The following is a 17,425-nucleotide window of genomic DNA, read 5'->3' as shown; positions in this document are numbered from 1 at the left end:
AGGACGGATATGGAACGGGAGAGAAGACGGCGTTTGAATCTGAGGATCAAGAGGGATCTCCAGGTCTGGATCCTCAAGCGTACGGTTTTTTCCATGGTGGCGGGGATGATCATCGGTTTTATTATTCTGTATTTTTTCAGCCATCGGGAGCTGGGGGAGACCTACTGGCAGGCCCACATCACCATCAAGCGGGTGAGTGATCTTCTGGTGCCGGTGATGGTGGCCGCCGGTCTGGCCGGTTTTCTGGGGAGTCTGGTGCTTCTGGTCTTCTTTCCCCAGAAGATTGCCGGGCCGATATATCGGCTGGAGAGGGATTTCTGCAATCACCTGAAGGAGGGGGATTTAACCTTCAGGTTTTCTTTGCGGAGGGACGATCCCTTTCAGACTCTGCCGCAGGCCATAAACGAGGCGGTAGGAACTCTTCGGGAACGGGTACGCGAGGTGGCCCGTCGGGCCGACGCGGCGAGGCGAGCCCTTGAGGAGGGGCGGTCTGAAGAGGCCCTCCGGGAATTGAGGGGGCTTGAGGAATTTATGAGGACGCATCTCAAATTCTGATGTGTTAGGGTGCCGGAGATGAGAATGGCGTTGCTGTGGGCCGGGGTCTTTATGGTGATACTGGGGATCTCTTTCGGGGAGAGTGTTTATGCCGGCCGGTATCTACGGTCCGCCCACGGGAATTCCACGGCGGGGGTTCTTCGCAACTGGCCCGCCGGGGGGCCGGCGGTAAGCACGGGCAACTGTTTTAACTGTCACGAGATGCACGCCAGCGTGGGAGGTAGCGAACCCCAGCCTCCCTCTCCCAATGGGGGGCCTTCTCCCTACACCCTCTTTTCCCCGGCTTTCATTTCTCAGACGCAGGGGTTCTGTCTCGACTGTCACGATGGATCCACCACCGTTTCCTCCCGCTCTATATGTAATTACAGTTACAGTTATCGGGCCGGGGGGTGGACCGCTGACTCCCTCAACAACATCAGGGACATGTTTGACACCAGCAGTGCCGTGATCCTTTCGGCCCACAATCTGTCCGATATTCTGGATTTCATTACCACCAATTCCACCTGGGGATTTACCCGGGATACCTCTCCGTGTGTGGCCTGTCATAATCCCCATTATGTTCAGGGGGACCCCTTCGATTCCTCCGGACCCAAGAGTTCCGGCTCACGGGGCTGGATGCTCACCCGCCCGAGCGCTCACGGAAGCTCCAATCCCCGGGATTTTCTCTGGGGTGACGATTCCGGTGAGAGGATGAAGGATTACGCGGGGGCCTATATTTATCAGGCCCCCTATCGTTACGGTTCCACCTCTCAGTACGAGCCCGACGGATCCACCACCACGGACGGGTCCAATCTCGCGGATATGGTGACCTTTTGCCTGGACTGTCACAGCAGCGACATGAGCAGATATGGCCTGAACAATACCCCCATTGACTGGAGCCTCAACGGCGATAAACACGGTCTTCGGCCCGCGGATAACGGCACCGATCTTCGTCCTCCCTACGACAATTCGAAGGGAGGAAGTTATGTCCTGGCCTGCACCGATTGCCATGAACCTCACGGCGCGCGCAACCTTTACCTCATCCGCCAGGAGGTGAACGGGGATGTATTAGGAACAAATATTCGATTTTGGTCGAGTAATCAGTGGGGTTATCTTTGCGCTCGGTGTCACAAGGATGATGCTGCGGCTTTTAACGGGACACAGTACTCTTGGAAATGGGTTCACCACTGTTCGGATGATGCCCCTTATACCGGTAGCGCCTGGGGAAAGGCCTGTACATCTTCCTCAAATGCTCCCCCTAAAATGTGTGGTCCGTGCCATGCAAATGGAGTGCGAAACTGCACCAACTGTCATGCTCACGGGAAGGACGATAGCTGGATATTGGATTACAATCCTTCTTATTACACGGGAAGGCGGTGTTTTTAGCGGAGGTTTGGTTAAAAAAAAACTTGACTTCCGGTTCAATAAAGGTTAAAATTTTTGTAGAAGGAGGAAAGGGGGGTAAGATGAGGATCCTTTTCCTGGTCGGTTTTCTTCTTCTGTGCTGGGTAGGTCAGGGTCTGGCCATTCAGGGGGTGTGTTCCAACTGTCACACCATGCACAACTCCCAGGGCGGGGTGGTGATGGTCTATAACGGCACCTCTCCCCAGCCCTACCTCCTGCGGGGAAGCTGCACGGGGTGTCATGCCCAGGGGAAATCCTCCAACATCGTAAACGGGGTGCCGCAGGTCTATCATTCGGCGTCCCAGGACCTGGCCGGCGGGAACTTCGCCTACATCACCGGACTCAAGACGGGCGGGGACGGCGGAAGCGGCGACGCCTACGGGCACAATGTGATGGATATACCGGGAATCAATCTGGATAGTGTTTTGGGTAGCGGTGAGCCACCCGGTTATTCAATACACCCTGTCACCCCCGTCTTCGCCAGTAAGGGGGTTTCCTGCGCGGGAGAGAGAGGGTGTCACGGGGTAAGATGGGTCAATCTTTCCCCCATGGAGGGGATCAAGGGGGCGCACCATTCCAACATCACCGGGTTGGTCAACGGGACGGGAATAGGGGGGAGCTACCGTTTCCTCATCGGGGTCAAGGGCTACGAGGTTTCCGACTGGCAGAACACCTCCCCCACGCACCACAACGAATACTACGCTCTCACCTCTCCCACCTACGAGCTGAGCTGCAGCAATACTTCCTGTCACCAGGGGCCCAACATCAACGGCTACAGCGGGTATCCCGTTCCTCCGGATGGGACGATAAGCCAGTTCTGCGGGACCTGTCATCCCCTTTTCCACAGCGCCACCGCTACCTCCTCCAACGCCACCAGTCCCTCCTCCCCCTGGTTGCGGCATCCCACGGATTATGCCCTCCCCACCACCGGGGAGTACGCGCAGTACAACAACGGCACGCTCACTTACAGCGTCCTGGCCCCGGTGGCCCGGACGAGCTGGCCCATAAGCGGCATCTCCTCCACGGTTACGCCCGGAAGTGATGCGGTGATGTGTCTTTCCTGTCACTACGCCCACGCGGGGCCCTATCCCGACATGCTGCGGTGGGACTATCGCACCTGCGTGGCCGGAGGGGGTTCCAACTCCACGGCCTGTGGGTGCTTCGTGTGTCACACCAGCAAGGATTAGTTCCCTACCGGTTCTGGCGAATGCGGACGGGGTAGGGGGGTATCCTTTCCGGGGTGAGGAGATCCTTGAGGAGCGCTATTTTTTGCGGGATGCCCCGTGTCCTCTGCACCTGTCCGAAATAGTAAAGCCCGAAAGGGAAGTTCTGGAGGTACCAGAATAACCACAGGATAAAGCGTTTCTCCCGCCATTCCCCGGGCAAAAACCCTAGGTTTCTAGCCAGAATCTCCACCGGCTCGAGGGGGTCCGGGGGCTCGGGTGGGGGCTCTCCCTTGAGAAGGGCCCGAACATCCCGGAAGATCCAGGGGCGGAGGAGGGACGCCCGGCCGATCATAACGCCGTCGCAGCCCGTGGTCTCGAGCATCCGGATCGCGTCGTCGGGTGAAAGGATCTCTCCGTTTCCGACAACTCTGGCTCCGGTTTCGCGTTTGAGGGTAGCGATCTCCTCCCACCGCGGAGGCCGTTTGAGGCCCTCCTCCGGGGCGCGGGGGTGAAGGACAAGCGTGTCAACGCCCTCGGCGAGCAGACCCTCCGCAAGGGTGAGAAGCCGCCTGAGGTCGTGTCCCGGGGCGGAGCGCAGCTTGGCCGAAAGGGGTTTGCGCGTGGCCCGGCGGACCGCCGCGGCTATCTTCCGGGCCAGTTCCGGCTCCTCCATCAGGGCCGCCCCCCAGCCCTGCCTGCGGGCTCGCCCCCGGGTGCACCCGAGGTTGAGGTCGTAACCCGCGAAGTCGAACCGCTCCTCGAGCCGCCTTACGGCCTCCTCGAAAAGCTCCGGCTCCCGCCCCGCAAGCTGCGCGATCAGGGGACGATCGGTTTCGGTATGCCGGAGGTAGGGATCGCGTTCCGGGGGCTGGAAGACCACCGCCCGCACGCTCACCATCTCGGTGTAAAAGAGGTCCGGCGGACCGTAGGCGGCTACCAGCCGCCGGAAGGCCACATGCGTGAGCCCGTCCATGGGGGCCAGGAGGAGCATGTTAGGTCAGTAATTCAAAAAGTTCGAGCCGAGCGGCCCGTTTGTCGAAAGTGACTACCTTTTGACATCCTGCCCATTTCGCGGAGCAGGCGATAAGGATATCGGCCAGATCTACTTTTCGGCATCCTTAAAAAGATTTAATACTTTCTGGGCCTGGGCTTCGTCGTCCTTTGTTACGAACCTGATTAGAATATTCGTATCCAGGGCTTTCATTTCCAGCGCCTTTTGATTTCCTCTTTGAGGTGAGCATCCATTTCCTCAACAGTATAACCTTTACCTTCCCGGGAAAGCTTTCCGAAAACCTCTTCAACCCTTTTCGAAAGCGGTCTCAGTACGGCTTTTCCGTCTTCAATGGTGATCTCTACCTTGTCGCCTATTCTCAACTTTAAAGCCTCCCTTACAGGCTTAGGGAGGGTAATCTGGCCTTTACTCGTCACGGTAGCCAAAGGCATAACTTGTTCCTTACCGGGATTTCTTACTTAAGGGTAAACCACAAGGCGTTTAGGTCAAGATACTCTTTATCCCTTCCTCCCCCGCCACCACTTGAGGAGCCTCTCCCGAATGGTGGCCTCAAAGCCGCGGTCGGTGGGGCGATAGTAGCGGCGGTCCCTTAGTTCGTCCGGAAGGTATTGCTGTTCGACGAAGCCGCTGGGGTAATCGTGGGCGTACCTGTAGCCCTTGCCGTAGCCCAGGGCCCGCATGAGGGCGGTTACGGGGTTGCGCAGGTGCATGGGCACCGGGAGAGCCCCGTGGCGGCGGACATCCTCCCGGGCCGCGGCGAGCCCCCGATAGACGGCGTTGCTCTTGGGGGCGCAGGCCACATAGACCGCCGCCTGGGCCAGGGCCAGCTCCCCCTCCGGACTTCCCAGAAACTCGTAGGCCTCCTTCGCGGCCACCGCCACCAAAAGCGCCATGGGGTCGGCGTTTCCCACATCCTCCGAGGCGGCGGCCAGTATCCGCCGCAGTATTACCCGGGGATCCTCCCCGGCCTCGAGCAGACGCACCATCCAGTAGAGGGCCGCGTCCGGGTCGCTTCCCCGCAAACTCTTGTGAAAGGCCGAGAGCAGGTTGTAGTGTTCCTCGCCGCTCCGGTCGTGTCGCAGGGGCTTTTCGCCGGCGAGGCGCGCAAGGTCCTCCTTCCGAATACGCCGGATCCCGTCCTCCTCCGGGGCGGTGCTTTCCACCAGGGTCTCAAGATAATTCAGGGCCACCCGGGCGTCCCCCTCCGCGGCCTCCGCCAGAAGCTCCAGTACCCCCGGCTCGACCTCTACCTTCTCCCGGCCGTAGCCCCTTTCGGGGTCCCGCAGGGCCCTCTCAAGGAGCACGCGTATGTCCTCGGGACTCAAGGGGTTCAGAACCACCACCCGGCAGCGGGAAAGAAGGGGGGCGATCACCGAAAAGGAGGGGTTCTCGGTGGTGGCCCCGATGAGGGTCACCGTGCCGTCTTCCACATAGGGAAGGAGGAAGTCCTGCTGGGCCTTGTTGAAGCGGTGGATCTCGTCGATGAAGAGCACGGTTTTGCGGCCGAGGGATGCCCTCCTCCGGGCCTCCTCCACCACCTTCCGCAGGTCCTTTACCCCGGAATCCACGGCCGAAAGGGTGGCGAGATGGGCCCCTGCCTCTTTTGCCAGAAGCTTTGCCAGGGTGGTCTTCCCGCAGCCCGGTGGCCCCCAGAGAATGAGGGAGGGAAGTTTTCCGTGGGAGATGATGCGGGTCAGGAGTCGGCCCTTGCCGAGGAGGTGGGGCTGCCCCAGGAATTCGGAAAAACTCCGGGGCCTTAGCCTTTCGGCAAGGGGCGGCCTCGGGGCAAAGAGGCTACTTTTTCCGTCGGCGGCCTCGGGCGGCACCGGGATCTCCGGCGGTGAACATTCTAGTGAAACAAAAGGTGCAGAGACCGATCACTATGTTCCAGGAGATCAGCATAAAAAGGAGGGCGCTACCGTCCATGACGATTCTCCTTTCGGGAGAGATGGACCAGCAGTACAAAGCCCAGAAAGATGGCCGCGAGCACCCCCCGGGTCACCCACACCACCGGTGAGGTTCCCCGGAGGTAATCTGGAAGCTCTCTGAAGAGCCACCAACCGGTGATGATGGAGAGGAAAAAGGGCGTGACATACCGCATGATGAAGAAAAATACCCTGGGAAGCTTGATGAGACCGCCCCGGTTGATTTCCCGCCAGGCTGCCGAGGGCTCGAAGGCCCAGAAGAAGACCAGGACTTCGCACAGGGCGAAGACCACCACGAAGAAGGTACCGGCCCAGAAATCCATCTCGTCGAGGGCCTTGGGGAGCAGGATGGGAAGGTGAGCCAGGGCGAGGAGGAGAAGCACGGTGGCGGTGACCGCCCGGGTGCGCGACCAGCGGAATTCGTCCTCCAGGAAGGCGATCACCGGCTGGGTGATGGCCACCGAGGAGGTGATGCCCGCGAAGAAGAGCAGGATGAACCAGAAGAAGCCCAGGAGGGAGCCGGCGGGAAGATTGGCGAAGATGGCCGGAAGGCTCACGAAGGCCAGATTGAAGGCCCCGCTTGCGGCAATGGTTTGAGCCGCGGCCACCCCGAAGAAGGCCGCCGCCGCGGGAATGGCTATGGAACCTCCCAGGATGATCTCCGCAAATTCGTTAAGGGAGGAGGCCGTGAGCGCCGAAAGGGTGAGATCGTCGTTGCGCTTGAGATAGGAGGCGTAGGTAATGATGGCCCCGAAGCCCAGACTCAGGGTGAAAAAGACCTGTCCGGCCGCGGCCAGCCACACCCTGGGGTTGGCCAGCTGGTGCCACTTGGGCTCCCAGAGGAAGTTGAGCCCCTCCACCGCGCTTCCGTGAGGGGTCTTGAGGGTGATCACCCGCATCATGAGCACGATGGCCAGCCCGAAAAGAACGGGCATGGCCACCTTGGCGAAACGTTCGATCCCGCCGGAGATACCCTTCACCAGGATGAGGTAGTTGAGGAGCATGGTAAGGAGGAAGAAAAGGTAGGCCGCAAGGGAGGGATGGTAGAGCCCTCCCCCCCGCATCCCGGTGTAGCGGGCCAGAAACTCCCTGAAGGGGCGAAGGTATTCCTCCGAGGAGGCCGCTCCGGACGCCGCCACCTGGGGAAGTTTTCCCGCAAGGGCGAAGAAGGCGTAGCCCAGGGTCCAGGACTCGATGTAGACATAGTAGCAGGCCACCACGAAGGGCACGAAGAGCCCCAGCACCCCCACATAGCGGGAGAGGGGATTTTTCCAGAGGAGCCCGAAGATGGCCGGGGTGGTGCCGTGTCCGCGCACCCCTCCGTAGCGCCCGATCCCCCACTCCACCCACATGAGGGGGATGGCGATGAGGAGCAACGAGATCATGTAGGGGATCATGAAGACCCCGCCCCCGTTCTGGGCGGCCTGCGTGGGGAAGCGCAGGAAGTTGCCCAGCCCCACCGCGTTTCCCGCCATGGCCAGAATGAGCCCGATCCGCGACCCCCAGTGTTCCCTCTTTTCCATTGTCCGGCTCCTCGCGTGTAGGGAGGTTTCCATTTTTTATATAAAAGAGGTATAATTTTGGCAAGCTATCCTCTCGGCCACCGATCTGGTGCGGGCGGAAAGCCCTTAGCCCGCTTGACAAGGGCGGGAAGGCCCGGTATATATGAGGTCGCCTCTTGCGGGACGGGGTCCCGAAGGGGTTTTTTTAAGACTTTTATTCGGGGAAGGAAGATGCCGACCTTTAACCAGCTGGTAAGATACGGGCGGAAGAAGAGAAAGTCGAAGTCCAAGTCGCCGGCCCTGGAGGGTTGTCCGCAGAAGCGGGGGGTGTGCGTAAGGGTGTACACCACCACCCCGAAGAAGCCCAACTCTGCGCTCCGGAAGGTGGCGCGGGTGCGCCTTACCAACGGGATCGAGGTGACGGCCTACATTCCCGGTATCGGGCACAACCTGCAGGAGCACTCGGTGGTTCTGGTGCGCGGGGGTCGTGTTAAGGACCTTCCCGGGGTGCGTTACAAGATCATTCGGGGCGCGCTTGACGCTGCGGGCGTGCAGGATCGTCGCAAGTCCCGCTCCAAGTACGGAGCTCCCAGACCGAAGTAAAGGAGAGTTGAGCTATGCCGCGCAGGGGTCCGGTTCCGAAGCGAGAAGTTTTGCCTGATCCGAAGTATGGAAGTGTGCTGGTGGCCAAGTTCATCAACTGTCTCATGCGGGACGGGAAGAAGAGCGTGGCTCGGCGCATCTTTTACGGGGCCATGGAGCTTCTGGAGAAGAAGTCCGGGGGGGAGGATCCCCTCAAGATATTCGAGAAGGCGGTGGAGAACTGCAAGCCCCTTCTCGAGACCCGCTCGAGGCGGGTGGGAGGGGCTACCTATCAGGTGCCCATGGAGGTGAGGCCGGAGCGGCAGCAATCTCTGGCCATTCGGTGGCTAATTCAGGCGGCCCGGGAGCGCTCGGAGAAGACCATGGTGGAGCGTCTGGCCAACGAGCTGTGGGATGCCTATCACGAGCGGGGAGCGGCCATAAAGAAGAAGGAAGATACCCACCGGATGGCCGAGTCCAATAGGGCCTTTGCCCATTACCGCTGGTAGGCGGCCGGTCCTGAGGGTAATTTAGAAGCCCCCGGCGAGATCCGAGGCGGGGGCGTTTATTTTGATGTTTGAAATTAAGGAGGCGAGAGAGGGACCATGGATGCGGAATCCCTGAAAAAACTGAAGCTCACGCGCAACATCGGTTTCGTGGCCCACATCGACGCGGGGAAGACCACCACCACCGAGCGCGTCCTTTACTATACCGGGCGGACGCACAAGATCGGCGAGGTCCACGAGGGCACGGCCACCATGGACTTCCTGCCGCAGGAGCAGGAGCGGGGGATCACCATTACCTCGGCGGCCACGACCTGTTTCTGGAAGGGGCACAAGATCAACATCATCGACACTCCCGGCCATGTGGACTTCACCATCGAGGTGGAGCGGAGCCTGCGGGTGCTCGACGGGGCGGTGGTTATTTTCTGTGCCGTGGGCGGGGTGGAGCCTCAGTCCGAGACCGTCTGGCGTCAGGCCAACAAGTACAAGGTCCCCCGCATCGCCTTCGTAAACAAGATGGACCGCCTGGGGGCTAACTTCGAGCGGGTGGTGGAGGAGATCAGGACCCGTCTCGGGGCCACTCCTCTTCCCCTTCAGATCCCCATCGGGGCCGAGGACAGCTTCGTGGGGGTGGTGGATCTCGTCGGCATGAAGGCCATCGTCTGGGAGGAGGAGACCCTGGGGGCCAAGTATCACTTCGAGGAGATCCCCGCGGACCTCAGAGACAAGGCCGAGGAATACCGGACCAATCTTCTGGAGACCCTGGCGGACATCAACGACGAGATCATGGAGAAGTACCTCGAGGGGGAGGAGATCTCCGAGGAGGAGATCAAGAAGGCCGTGCGCGAGGGGACGCTGGCCTTTAAGATAGTTCCGGTGCTCTGCGGTTCGGCCTTCAAGAACAAGGGGGTGCAGCCCCTGCTCGATGCCATCGTGGACTACCTGCCCTCGCCGCTCGACATCCCGCCGGTGAAGGGTTTCAATCCGGACACCGGTGAGGTGGAGGAGCGGATTACCGATCCCGAGGGTCCGCTTGCGGCCCTGGCCTTCAAGATCATGACCGATCCCTATGTGGGAACCCTTACCTTTCTCAGGATCTATTCCGGGAAGCTCGAGTCCGGGGTTACCGTTTACAATTCCACCAAGCGCAAGAGGGAGCGGATCGGGCGTCTGGTGCGCATGCACGCCAAGCATCGGGAGGAGATCACCAGCGCCGAGGCCGGGGACATCGTGGCGGCGCTGGGGTTGCGGGTCACCACCACCGGAGACACCCTGTGCGACGAGACCAAGCCCATAGAGCTAGAGAAACTCGAGATCCCTGATCCGGTTATCTCGGTGGCGGTGGAGCCCAAGACCAAGGCCGATCAGGAAAAACTGGCCAACGCCCTCCAGAAGATCGCTCTCGAGGATCCCTCCTTCCGGGTCCAGACCGATCAGGAGACCGGGCAGACCCTCATCTGGGGGATGGGCGAGCTGCATCTTGAGATCATCGTGGATCGGCTGGTGCGGGAGTTCAAGGTGGGGGTGAATGTGGGTCGCCCGGAGGTGGCCTACAAGGAGACCATTACCACCTCCGCCGAGGCCGAGGGTAAGTACATCAAGCAGACCGGTGGTCGCGGGCAGTACGGACATGTGAAGCTGGTGCTTGAGCCCAATCCCGGGAAGGGTTTTGAGTTCGTCTCCGAGATCGTGGGGGGAGCCATTCCCAAGGAGTTTATTCCGGCGGTGGAAAAGGGCGTGCGCGAGGCCATGGAGCAGGGGGTGCTGGCCGGCTACCCGGTGGTGGATGTGCGGGTGCGGCTGGTGGACGGAAGCTATCACGAGGTGGACTCTTCGGAGCTGGCCTTCGCCATTGCGGGCTCCCTGGGTTTCAAGGAGGCCGCGAGAAAGGCCAATCCGGTTCTCCTTGAACCCATCATGAAGCTCGAGGTGGTGACCCCGGAGGAATACCTGGGGGATGTGCTGGGGGACATTTCCTCCCGGCGCGGAAAGGTGGAGGGTATGGATGCGCGGGGGAATGTAAAGGTGATCCGGGCCTTCGTCCCCCTTGCGGAAATGTTCGGATATGCTACACAATTGCGGTCGCTGACGCAGGGGCGAGCCAACTTTACCATGCAGTTTTCGCACTACGAGAAGGTGCCGGCCCATCTGGCCGAGGACATCATAAAGAAAGCCAAAGGGGTGTAGGGGAGGTAAGAGATGTCGAAGCCAAAGTTTGAGCGGAAGAAGCCGCACTTGAATGTGGGGACGATAGGGCACATTGACCACGGGAAGTCGACGCTTACGAGTGCGATCACGAGGGTGTTGTCGACGAAGGGGTTGGCGGAGTATGTGCCGTTTGAGAACATAGACAAGGCGCCGGAGGAGAGGCAGAGGGGGATAACGATTCAGCTGGCGCATGTGGAGTACGAGACGGAGAAGAGGCACTATGCGCATGTGGACTGTCCTGGTCATGCGGACTACATCAAGAACATGATTACGGGAGCGGCGCAGATGGACGGGTCGATCTTGGTGGTGGCGGCGACGGACGGGCCGATGCCGCAGACGCGGGAGCACATACTGCTGGCGCGTCAGGTGAATGTGCCGGCGATAGTGGTGTTTATGAACAAGGTGGACATGGTGGATGACGAGGAGTTGTTGGACCTGGTGGAGTTAGAGGTGAGGGAGTTGTTGTCGAAGTATGGATATGATGGGGACAATGCGCCGGTGGTGAGGGGGAGTGCGCTTAAGGCGCTTGAGTGTGGGTGTGGCAAGGAGGATTGTCAGTGGTGTGGTCCGATATGGGAGTTGATGAGGGCGGTGGACGAGTACATACCGGAGCCGGTGAGGGAGGTGGACAAGCCGTTTTTGATGCCGATAGAGGATGTATTTTCGATAAGTGGTCGAGGGACGGTGGTTACGGGGAAGGTGGAGAGGGGTGTATTGAAGCCTGGGGATGAGGTGGAGATAGTGGGTTTGAGGCCGACGGTGAAGACGGTGGCGACGAGTGTGGAGATGTTCAGGAAGATACTGGACGAGGCGTTGCCCGGGGATAATATAGGTGTGCTTTTGAGGGGGGTGGGCAAGGACGAGGTGGAGCGTGGGCAGGTATTGGCGCAGCCTGGGACGATCACGCCGCACACGAAGTTTAAGGCGGAGGTATATGTATTGAAGAAGGAGGAGGGAGGACGGCACACGCCGTTTTTCAACGGTTATCGTCCGCAGTTTTATTTTCGGACGACGGATGTGACGGGAGTGGTGAAGCTACCTGAGGGGGTGGAGATGGTGATGCCTGGGGACAATGTGGAGCTGGAGGTGGAGTTGATCAAGCCGGTGGCGATGGAGGAGGGATTGAGGTTTGCGATACGGGAGGGTGGCCGCACGGTGGGAGCCGGGGTGGTCACCAAGATTCTGGAATAACCAGGGGTGGGCGAGGAAGGCCATGGTACCAGCGCAGAAGATACGGATAAAATTGAAGGCTTACGACCACAAGGTGCTTGATCGGTCGGTGGCGGAGATCGTGCGCACGGCGCGGGACACGGGAGCACGGGTGGTGGGGCCTATCCCGCTTCCCACCAAGATCAGCCGGTGGACGGTTCTGCGTTCGCCGCACATCGACAAGAATTCCCGGGAGCAGTTCGAGATCCGGACGCACAAGAGGTTGCTGGACATTCTCGAGCCCACCCAGCAGACCATAGATGCGTTGATGCAGCTGGAGCTTCCGGCCGGAGTGGAAGTGGAGATCAAGCTATAAGGAGTCGGGGCCATGATGGTGGAAGGTCTGATCGGAAGGAAACTCGGCATGACCCGGATCTTCAACGAGGCCGGGGAGGTGGTGCCGGTAACGGTGCTGGAGGTTGGGCCCTGCACCGTGGTTCAGGTGAAGACGGTGGAGACCGACGGTTACAACGCGGTGCAGCTGGGGTTCATGCCCAGGAAGCTCACCAAGTTCAACAAGCCGATGCGGGGGCACTTCCTTCGGGCCGGTCTCGATCACGGTTTTTACATTCTGCGGGAGTTTCGGGTGGAGGATCCCTCGCAGTTTAAGCCCGGTCAGGTTCTGACCCTTGAGAGCCTTGGGGTGGAGAAGGGCCTGCGGGTGGATGTCACGGGAAAGAGCAAGGGTCGGGGGTTTACCGGGGCCATCAAGCGCTGGGGGTTCAGTCGGCAGCCCATGAGTCACGGAGCCAAGCAGGTCCATCGGAAACCGGGGTCCAGCGGCCCCAGCACTTTTCCGGGCCGGGTTATCAAGGGCAAGAAGATGCCCGGTCATTACGGAAACGAGACCGTGACGGTGAAGAACCTCCTGGTGGCGGAGGTGATCCCGGAGAAGAATCTCCTTCTGGTGAAGGGGGCGGTGCCCGGCTGGCCCAACGGCTGGGTGATGGTGTACTTCAAGTAGGAGGATGGCAGGCCATGCCTAAGGTGGATGTGTATAACAGCCAGAAGGAAAAGGTGGGTGAGGTGGAACTTCCCGAGGACATTTACGCCGTGCCGGTGAAGGTGGGGTTGTTGCACGAGGTGGTGCGCTGGCAGCGGGCGCGTTGGCGGGCGGGCACGGCCTGCACCAAGACCCGGGGTGAGGTGCGCGGAGGAGGACGCAAGCCCTGGCCTCAGAAGCACACCGGTCGGGCCAGGCAGGGCTCCATCCGCGCTCCGCACTGGGTGGGTGGCGGCGTGGTTTTCGGGCCGAAACCCCGGAGCTACGAGTTCAAGCTCAACAAGAAGGTGCGTCGTCTGGCCCTGAAGATGGCCCTTTCCAACCGGGTGGCGGTGGGGCATGTGTATGTGGTCACGGATTTCGGTCTGGGGGACAGGCCCAAAACCAAGCAGTTTCTGGAGTTTCTGAATCGTTTCGGCACGCAGAACGCCCTGGTGGTGGTTCCGGAGCGGGATCTGGTGGCGGAGTACAGCGCCAGGAATCTTCCCAAGGTGAAGGTGCTCGCCGTGGAGGGGCTTAATGTTTACGACATTCTGGACCACGAGTATTTGATCCTGAAACAGGACGCGCTTCCCAAAATAGAAGAAAGGTTAAGGAGAACCCGATGAGCGTGGCCAAGGATCCGAGGGAGATCATTTTGGCTCCGGTGATCACGGAGAAGTCCATGTGGCTGAAGGAGAAGTACAACCAGGTGACCTTCTGGGTGCATCCGGAGGCCAACAAGATCGAGATCCGGAAGGCGGTGGAGGATCTCTTCAAGGTGAAGGTGGAGAAGGTGCGGACCATTCGGGTGAAGGGGAAGCCCAAGGGGCGCTGGCCGCGGGAGGGGCGGCGGTCCCTCCGCAAGAAGGCCATCGTGAAGCTGGCCCCGGGGCAGAGTATAGAATTTTTTGAGACGGTGTGAGGTGAGCCATGCCCATTAAGACCTGCAAGCCCACTTCGCCGGGTCGCCGGTTTCAGACCTATCTGGTGAATCCGGAGCTTTCCGATAAGGAGCCGGAGAAGTCGCTCCTGGAACCTTTAAAGAAGACCGGCGGGCGGAACTGTTACGGGCGGATCACGGTCCGTCACCGCGGTGGCGGGCACAAGCGGATGTACCGGATCATCGACTTCAAGCGGGACAAGGACGGGGTGCCGGCCCGGGTGGTGGCCCTGGAGTACGATCCCAATCGGTCGGCCAACATCGCGCTTCTCCAGTACGCCGACGGGGAGAAGCGTTACATTCTGGCTCCCGAGGGGCTCAAGGTGGGCGATGTGGTCATGAGCGGGGAGCAGGTGGAGGTCAAGGTGGGGAACTGCATGCCGCTCAAGAACATTCCCGTGGGCACGGTGGTGCACAATGTGGAGCTGCGTCCCGGCAAGGGCGGGCAGCTGGCCCGGGCGGCCGGGGCCTTCGCCCAGGTGCTGGGCAAGGAGGGCAACTATGTGCACCTCAGGCTCCCCTCGGGAGAGATCCGGATGGTGCACGAGCGCTGCCGGGCCACCATCGGTCAGGTGGGCAATCTCGACTGGGAGAATGTGACCCTGGGCAAGGCCGGACGGAAGAGGTGGCTCGGGCGGCGTCCACGGGTGAGGGGTGTGGCCATGAACCCGGTGGATCACCCCATGGGTGGTGGAGAGGGGCGCACCCACGGTGGGCGTCATCCCTGTTCTCCCTGGGGGCAGCTGGCCAAGGGGCTCAAGACCCGGGGCAAGAAGCCCTCGGACAAGTTCATAATTCGTCGTCGGAAAGGTTAGGGGGAGTGAGGTATGCCTAGATCCAAGAAGAAGGGTCCCTTTGTGGACGAGCACCTCATGAAGAAGGTGCTCAAGGCCAAGGAGACCGGGGACAAGAAGGTCATCAAGACCTGGAGTCGGCGTTCCACCATCGTTCCGGAGATGGTGGGGCTTACCTTTGCGGTGCACAACGGGCACAAGTTCATTCCGGTCTATGTGACCGAGAACATGGTGGGGCACAAGCTCGGGGAGTTCGCCCCCACGCGCACCTTTCGGGGGCACGCCGGCGACAAGGGCAAGGTGAAGGGTAAAAAGTAGAGAGGGGTTTGAGCCATGGAGGCCAGAGCGACCGCGAGGTATGTGAGGATATCGCCCTACAAGGCGCGGCCGGTTATCGATCTTATTCGCGGAAAGAGCGTGCAGGAGGCGCTCCAGATTCTGGAATTCACGCCGAAGAAGGCCGCGAGGTTGATCAAGAAGGTGCTGGAGAGCGCCATTGCCAACGCCGAGCACAACTACAACATGGATCCGGATCGGCTTTATGTGAAGCGGGCTTATGTGGACGAGGGGCCCCGGTGGAAGCGGATCTGGCCGCGGGCCTGGGGAAGGGCCAGCAGGATTCTGAAGAGGACCAGCCACATCACCGTGGTGGTAGAGGAAAAGACTTAAAGGAGGGAGGGCCTTGGGTCAGAAGGTAAACCCCATAGGGCTGAGGATTGGTATTACCCGGACCTGGGATTCCAGGTGGTTCGCCAAGGGAAAGGAATTTGCGGAGGCGGTCAAGGAGGATTACGAGATCCGCAGGCACATCAAGGGGAAGCTGAAGCACGCCGGGATCTCCCGCATCGAGATCGAGCGGGCGGCGAACCGGGTGCGAATCGTCATCCACTCGGCCCGTCCGGGGATCGTGATCGGGAAGAAGGGGGCCGAGATCGAGAAGCTGAAGCAGGAGCTCTCCCGCATTACCGGGGGCAAGGACATCGTGATCGACATAGTGGAGGTGCGGCGGCCCGAGCTAGAGGCCCAGCTGGTGGCGGAGAACATAGCGGTGCAGCTTGAGCGGCGGGTGAGTTTCCGGCGGGCCATGAAGCGGGCGGTGGCCCTGGCCCTGCGTTTCGGGGCCCAGGGGATTCGGGTGCAGTGCAAGGGGAGGCTCGGCGGGGCCGAAATCGCCCGCAAGGAGTGGTATCGGGAGGGGCGGGTGCCCCTTCACACCCTGCGGGCGGACATTGACTACGGTTTCGCCGAGGCGCTGACCAAATACGGGGTGATCGGGGTAAAGGTCTGGATATTCAAGGGCGAGGTCCTGCCCGAGAAGGGAGGGCTGGGCGAGGCCCTTACCATTTAAGAGGGGTTTGAGCCATGCTTTTGCAGCCGAGAAAGGTCAAGTACCGGAAGAGGCAGAAGGGACGGGTTCGGGGCAAGGCCACCCGGGGCTGTGCCGTGGAGTTCGGGGAGTTCGGACTCAAGGCCCTGGAGGGTGGCTGGCTCACGGCCCAGCAGATCGAGGCCGGTCGTGTGGCCATCGTGCGCTGTGCGCGCAAGGGGGCCAAGGTGTGGATTCGGGTCTTTCCGGACAAGCCCATCACCAAGAAGCCGGCCGAGACCCGGATGGGTAAGGGAAAGGGTTCGGTGGAAGGCTGGGTGGCGGTGATCAAGCCCGGGAAGATCATCTATGAAATCGAGGGAGTGCCGGAGGAGGTGGCGCGTGAGGCCCTGAGGCTTGCGGCGGACAAGTTGCCCTTCAAGTGCAAAATCGTTTCCCGGGAGGACCGGCTATGAAGGCCAGCGAGCTGAGGGAGCTTTCCATTCCGGAGCTTAAGGAGAAGCTGCGGGAGCTGCGGGAGGAGCTTTTCAACCTGCGGTTTCAGAAGACCATTCACCAGCTGGAAAATCCCATGCGGATAAGGCAGGTGAAGAGGGACATTGCGCGGATTCTTACGGTCATCCGGGAAAAGGAACTAAATATTCGCTAAAGGGATCGGGCCATGGGAAGAAGGAAAGAGTACATCGGCACGGTGGTAAGCAATAAGATGGACAAGACCGTGGTGGTCGTGGTGGAGCGGCTGGTGCAGCACCCTCTTTACAAGAAGTACATCAAGCGGCGCAAGAAGTTCATGGCGCACGACGAACGCAACGAGTGCGAGATCGGGGACCGGGTTCTCATCGAGGAGACCCGGCCGCTTTCCCGGCACAAGCGCTGGCGGGTGAAGAAGATCCTGGAGCGGGCACCGAAGCTCGAGGCCTCCGAGGCCGAATCTCCGGGGGAGGGTAGCTAGCCATGATTCAGCAGGAGACCATGCTTAATGTGGCGGACAATTCCGGGGCCAAGCGGATCATGTGCATCCGGGTGCTGGGAGGCAGCGGGCGGCGTTATGCCCGGATAGGGGATGTGATCGTGGCCTCGGTCAAGGAGGCCCTTCCCAACTCCAAGGTGAAGGAAGGGGATGTGGTGCGGGCGGTGGTGGTGCGCACGAGGAAGGAGCAGCCCCGTCCCGACGGCACGACCATCCGGTTTGAGGAGAACGCGGCGGTGCTGATCAACCAGTACGGCGAGCCCATCGGGACGCGTATTTTCGGTCCGGTGGGAAGGGAGCTCCGGGCCAAGCGTTTCATGAAGATAATATCTCTGGCACCGGAAGTTCTTTAGGGGAGAGGGAA

General features: G+C 60.6%; 23 protein-coding genes. 19 read left to right on the top strand and 4 right to left on the bottom strand.

Annotated features, from left to right (window positions below; all coding sequences use genetic code 11):
• Positions 1 to 9 precede the first annotated feature (9 nt).
• The 3 genes from K3767_RS00435 (at position 10) to K3767_RS00425 (ending at position 3,125) form a co-directional block, all read left to right on the top strand.
• Entirely contained in the window at positions 10 to 555 is a 546-nt protein-coding gene (locus K3767_RS00435; protein WP_221171592.1) for a methyl-accepting chemotaxis protein, read from the top strand.
• 24 nt (positions 556 to 579) lie between these two features.
• The gene (locus K3767_RS00430; RefSeq protein ID WP_221171591.1) at positions 580 to 1,920 is read left to right on the top strand and encodes a cytochrome c3 family protein; all 1,341 of its coding nucleotides are present in this window, start codon (positions 580 to 582) and stop codon (positions 1,918 to 1,920) included.
• An 80-nt stretch (positions 1,921 to 2,000) separates the two neighbouring features.
• A complete protein-coding gene (locus tag K3767_RS00425; protein ID WP_221171590.1) occupies positions 2,001 to 3,125 on the top strand; it encodes a hypothetical protein in 1,125 nt (374 codons plus the stop codon).
• A gap of 4 nt (positions 3,126 to 3,129) precedes the next feature.
• Here K3767_RS00425 and K3767_RS00420 read toward each other — a convergent pair whose 3' ends face one another.
• The 4 genes from K3767_RS00420 to K3767_RS00405 form a co-directional block, all read right to left on the bottom strand.
• Positions 3,130 to 4,095: a tRNA-dihydrouridine synthase gene (locus K3767_RS00420; protein WP_221171589.1), complete on the bottom strand. Its 966-nt coding sequence runs from the start codon at positions 4,093 to 4,095 to the stop codon at positions 3,130 to 3,132.
• A gap of 209 nt (positions 4,096 to 4,304) precedes the next feature.
• A complete protein-coding gene (locus K3767_RS00415) occupies positions 4,305 to 4,547 on the bottom strand; it encodes an AbrB/MazE/SpoVT family DNA-binding domain-containing protein (protein ID WP_221171588.1) in 243 nt (80 codons plus the stop codon).
• Positions 4,548 to 4,613: 66 nt separating this feature from the next.
• Positions 4,614 to 5,942 (bottom strand): replication-associated recombination protein A, encoded by a 1,329-nt coding sequence (locus K3767_RS00410; RefSeq protein WP_221171587.1) that lies wholly within the window; start codon positions 5,940 to 5,942, stop codon positions 4,614 to 4,616.
• 89 nt (positions 5,943 to 6,031) lie between these two features.
• Complete coding sequence (locus K3767_RS00405; RefSeq protein WP_221171586.1) at positions 6,032 to 7,564, bottom strand: sodium-dependent transporter; 1,533 nt, start codon at positions 7,562 to 7,564, stop codon at positions 6,032 to 6,034.
• A 210-nt stretch (positions 7,565 to 7,774) separates the two neighbouring features.
• Between K3767_RS00405 and rpsL the strand changes: the two genes are divergently transcribed.
• The 16 genes from rpsL to rplN all read left to right on the top strand — a co-directional run bounded on the left by rpsL (position 7,775) and on the right by rplN (position 17,414).
• The gene (rpsL, locus tag K3767_RS00400; RefSeq protein ID WP_168719105.1) at positions 7,775 to 8,146 is read left to right on the top strand and encodes a 30S ribosomal protein S12; all 372 of its coding nucleotides are present in this window, start codon (positions 7,775 to 7,777) and stop codon (positions 8,144 to 8,146) included.
• 14 nt (positions 8,147 to 8,160) lie between these two features.
• Positions 8,161 to 8,634 (top strand): 30S ribosomal protein S7, encoded by a 474-nt coding sequence (gene rpsG, locus K3767_RS00395; RefSeq protein ID WP_221171585.1) that lies wholly within the window; start codon positions 8,161 to 8,163, stop codon positions 8,632 to 8,634.
• Positions 8,635 to 8,730: 96 nt separating this feature from the next.
• A complete protein-coding gene (gene fusA, locus K3767_RS00390) occupies positions 8,731 to 10,815 on the top strand; it encodes an elongation factor G (RefSeq protein ID WP_221171584.1) in 2,085 nt (694 codons plus the stop codon).
• A gap of 12 nt (positions 10,816 to 10,827) precedes the next feature.
• Positions 10,828 to 12,027 (top strand): elongation factor Tu, encoded by a 1,200-nt coding sequence (tuf, locus tag K3767_RS00385; protein ID WP_221171583.1) that lies wholly within the window; start codon positions 10,828 to 10,830, stop codon positions 12,025 to 12,027.
• Between the two features lie 22 nt (positions 12,028 to 12,049).
• The gene (rpsJ, locus tag K3767_RS00380; protein ID WP_168719101.1) at positions 12,050 to 12,361 is read left to right on the top strand and encodes a 30S ribosomal protein S10; all 312 of its coding nucleotides are present in this window, start codon (positions 12,050 to 12,052) and stop codon (positions 12,359 to 12,361) included.
• Between the two features lie 18 nt (positions 12,362 to 12,379).
• Positions 12,380 to 13,009 carry a 50S ribosomal protein L3 gene (gene rplC / locus K3767_RS00375; RefSeq protein WP_255592230.1) on the top strand — a complete coding sequence of 210 codons (630 nt, stop codon included), beginning with the start codon at positions 12,380 to 12,382 and terminating at the stop codon, positions 13,007 to 13,009.
• Positions 13,010 to 13,023: 14 nt separating this feature from the next.
• Positions 13,024 to 13,656, top strand: coding sequence for a 50S ribosomal protein L4 (gene rplD / locus K3767_RS00370; protein WP_221171582.1), 633 nt, complete (start codon positions 13,024 to 13,026; stop codon positions 13,654 to 13,656).
• Positions 13,653 to 13,952 carry a 50S ribosomal protein L23 gene (gene rplW / locus K3767_RS00365; RefSeq protein WP_221171581.1) on the top strand — a complete coding sequence of 100 codons (300 nt, stop codon included), beginning with the start codon at positions 13,653 to 13,655 and terminating at the stop codon, positions 13,950 to 13,952. Before rplD ends, rplW begins: the two co-directional genes overlap by 4 nt.
• An 8-nt stretch (positions 13,953 to 13,960) precedes the next feature.
• On the top strand, positions 13,961 to 14,785 hold the full coding sequence (gene rplB / locus K3767_RS00360; RefSeq protein WP_221171580.1) for a 50S ribosomal protein L2: 825 nt from the start codon (positions 13,961 to 13,963) through the stop codon (positions 14,783 to 14,785).
• Between the two features lie 12 nt (positions 14,786 to 14,797).
• Positions 14,798 to 15,082: a 30S ribosomal protein S19 gene (gene rpsS, locus K3767_RS00355; protein ID WP_221171579.1), complete on the top strand. Its 285-nt coding sequence runs from the start codon at positions 14,798 to 14,800 to the stop codon at positions 15,080 to 15,082.
• 15 nt (positions 15,083 to 15,097) lie between these two features.
• Positions 15,098 to 15,433: a 50S ribosomal protein L22 gene (gene rplV, locus K3767_RS00350; RefSeq protein ID WP_221171578.1), complete on the top strand. Its 336-nt coding sequence runs from the start codon at positions 15,098 to 15,100 to the stop codon at positions 15,431 to 15,433.
• A gap of 13 nt (positions 15,434 to 15,446) precedes the next feature.
• Complete coding sequence (gene rpsC / locus K3767_RS00345; RefSeq protein ID WP_221171577.1) at positions 15,447 to 16,112, top strand: 30S ribosomal protein S3; 666 nt, start codon at positions 15,447 to 15,449, stop codon at positions 16,110 to 16,112.
• A gap of 14 nt (positions 16,113 to 16,126) precedes the next feature.
• On the top strand, positions 16,127 to 16,546 hold the full coding sequence (rplP, locus tag K3767_RS00340; RefSeq protein WP_221171576.1) for a 50S ribosomal protein L16: 420 nt from the start codon (positions 16,127 to 16,129) through the stop codon (positions 16,544 to 16,546).
• Complete coding sequence (rpmC, locus tag K3767_RS00335) at positions 16,543 to 16,740, top strand: 50S ribosomal protein L29 (RefSeq protein WP_221171575.1); 198 nt, start codon at positions 16,543 to 16,545, stop codon at positions 16,738 to 16,740. Before rplP ends, rpmC begins: the two co-directional genes overlap by 4 nt.
• Positions 16,741 to 16,752: 12 nt before the next feature.
• Positions 16,753 to 17,043, top strand: coding sequence for a 30S ribosomal protein S17 (gene rpsQ / locus K3767_RS00330; protein WP_221171574.1), 291 nt, complete (start codon positions 16,753 to 16,755; stop codon positions 17,041 to 17,043).
• A gap of 2 nt (positions 17,044 to 17,045) precedes the next feature.
• Complete coding sequence (gene rplN / locus K3767_RS00325; RefSeq protein WP_221171573.1) at positions 17,046 to 17,414, top strand: 50S ribosomal protein L14; 369 nt, start codon at positions 17,046 to 17,048, stop codon at positions 17,412 to 17,414.
• Positions 17,415 to 17,425: the final 11 nt, after the last annotated feature.

The sequence above is a fragment of the Thermosulfurimonas sp. F29 genome (genome assembly GCF_019688735.1).
Taxonomy (GTDB): Bacteria; Desulfobacterota; Thermodesulfobacteria; order Thermodesulfobacteriales; family Thermodesulfobacteriaceae; genus Thermosulfurimonas_A.
The sequence above is the reverse complement of the archived record's forward strand: the minus strand, read 5'-3'. Positions and strand labels throughout refer to the sequence as shown.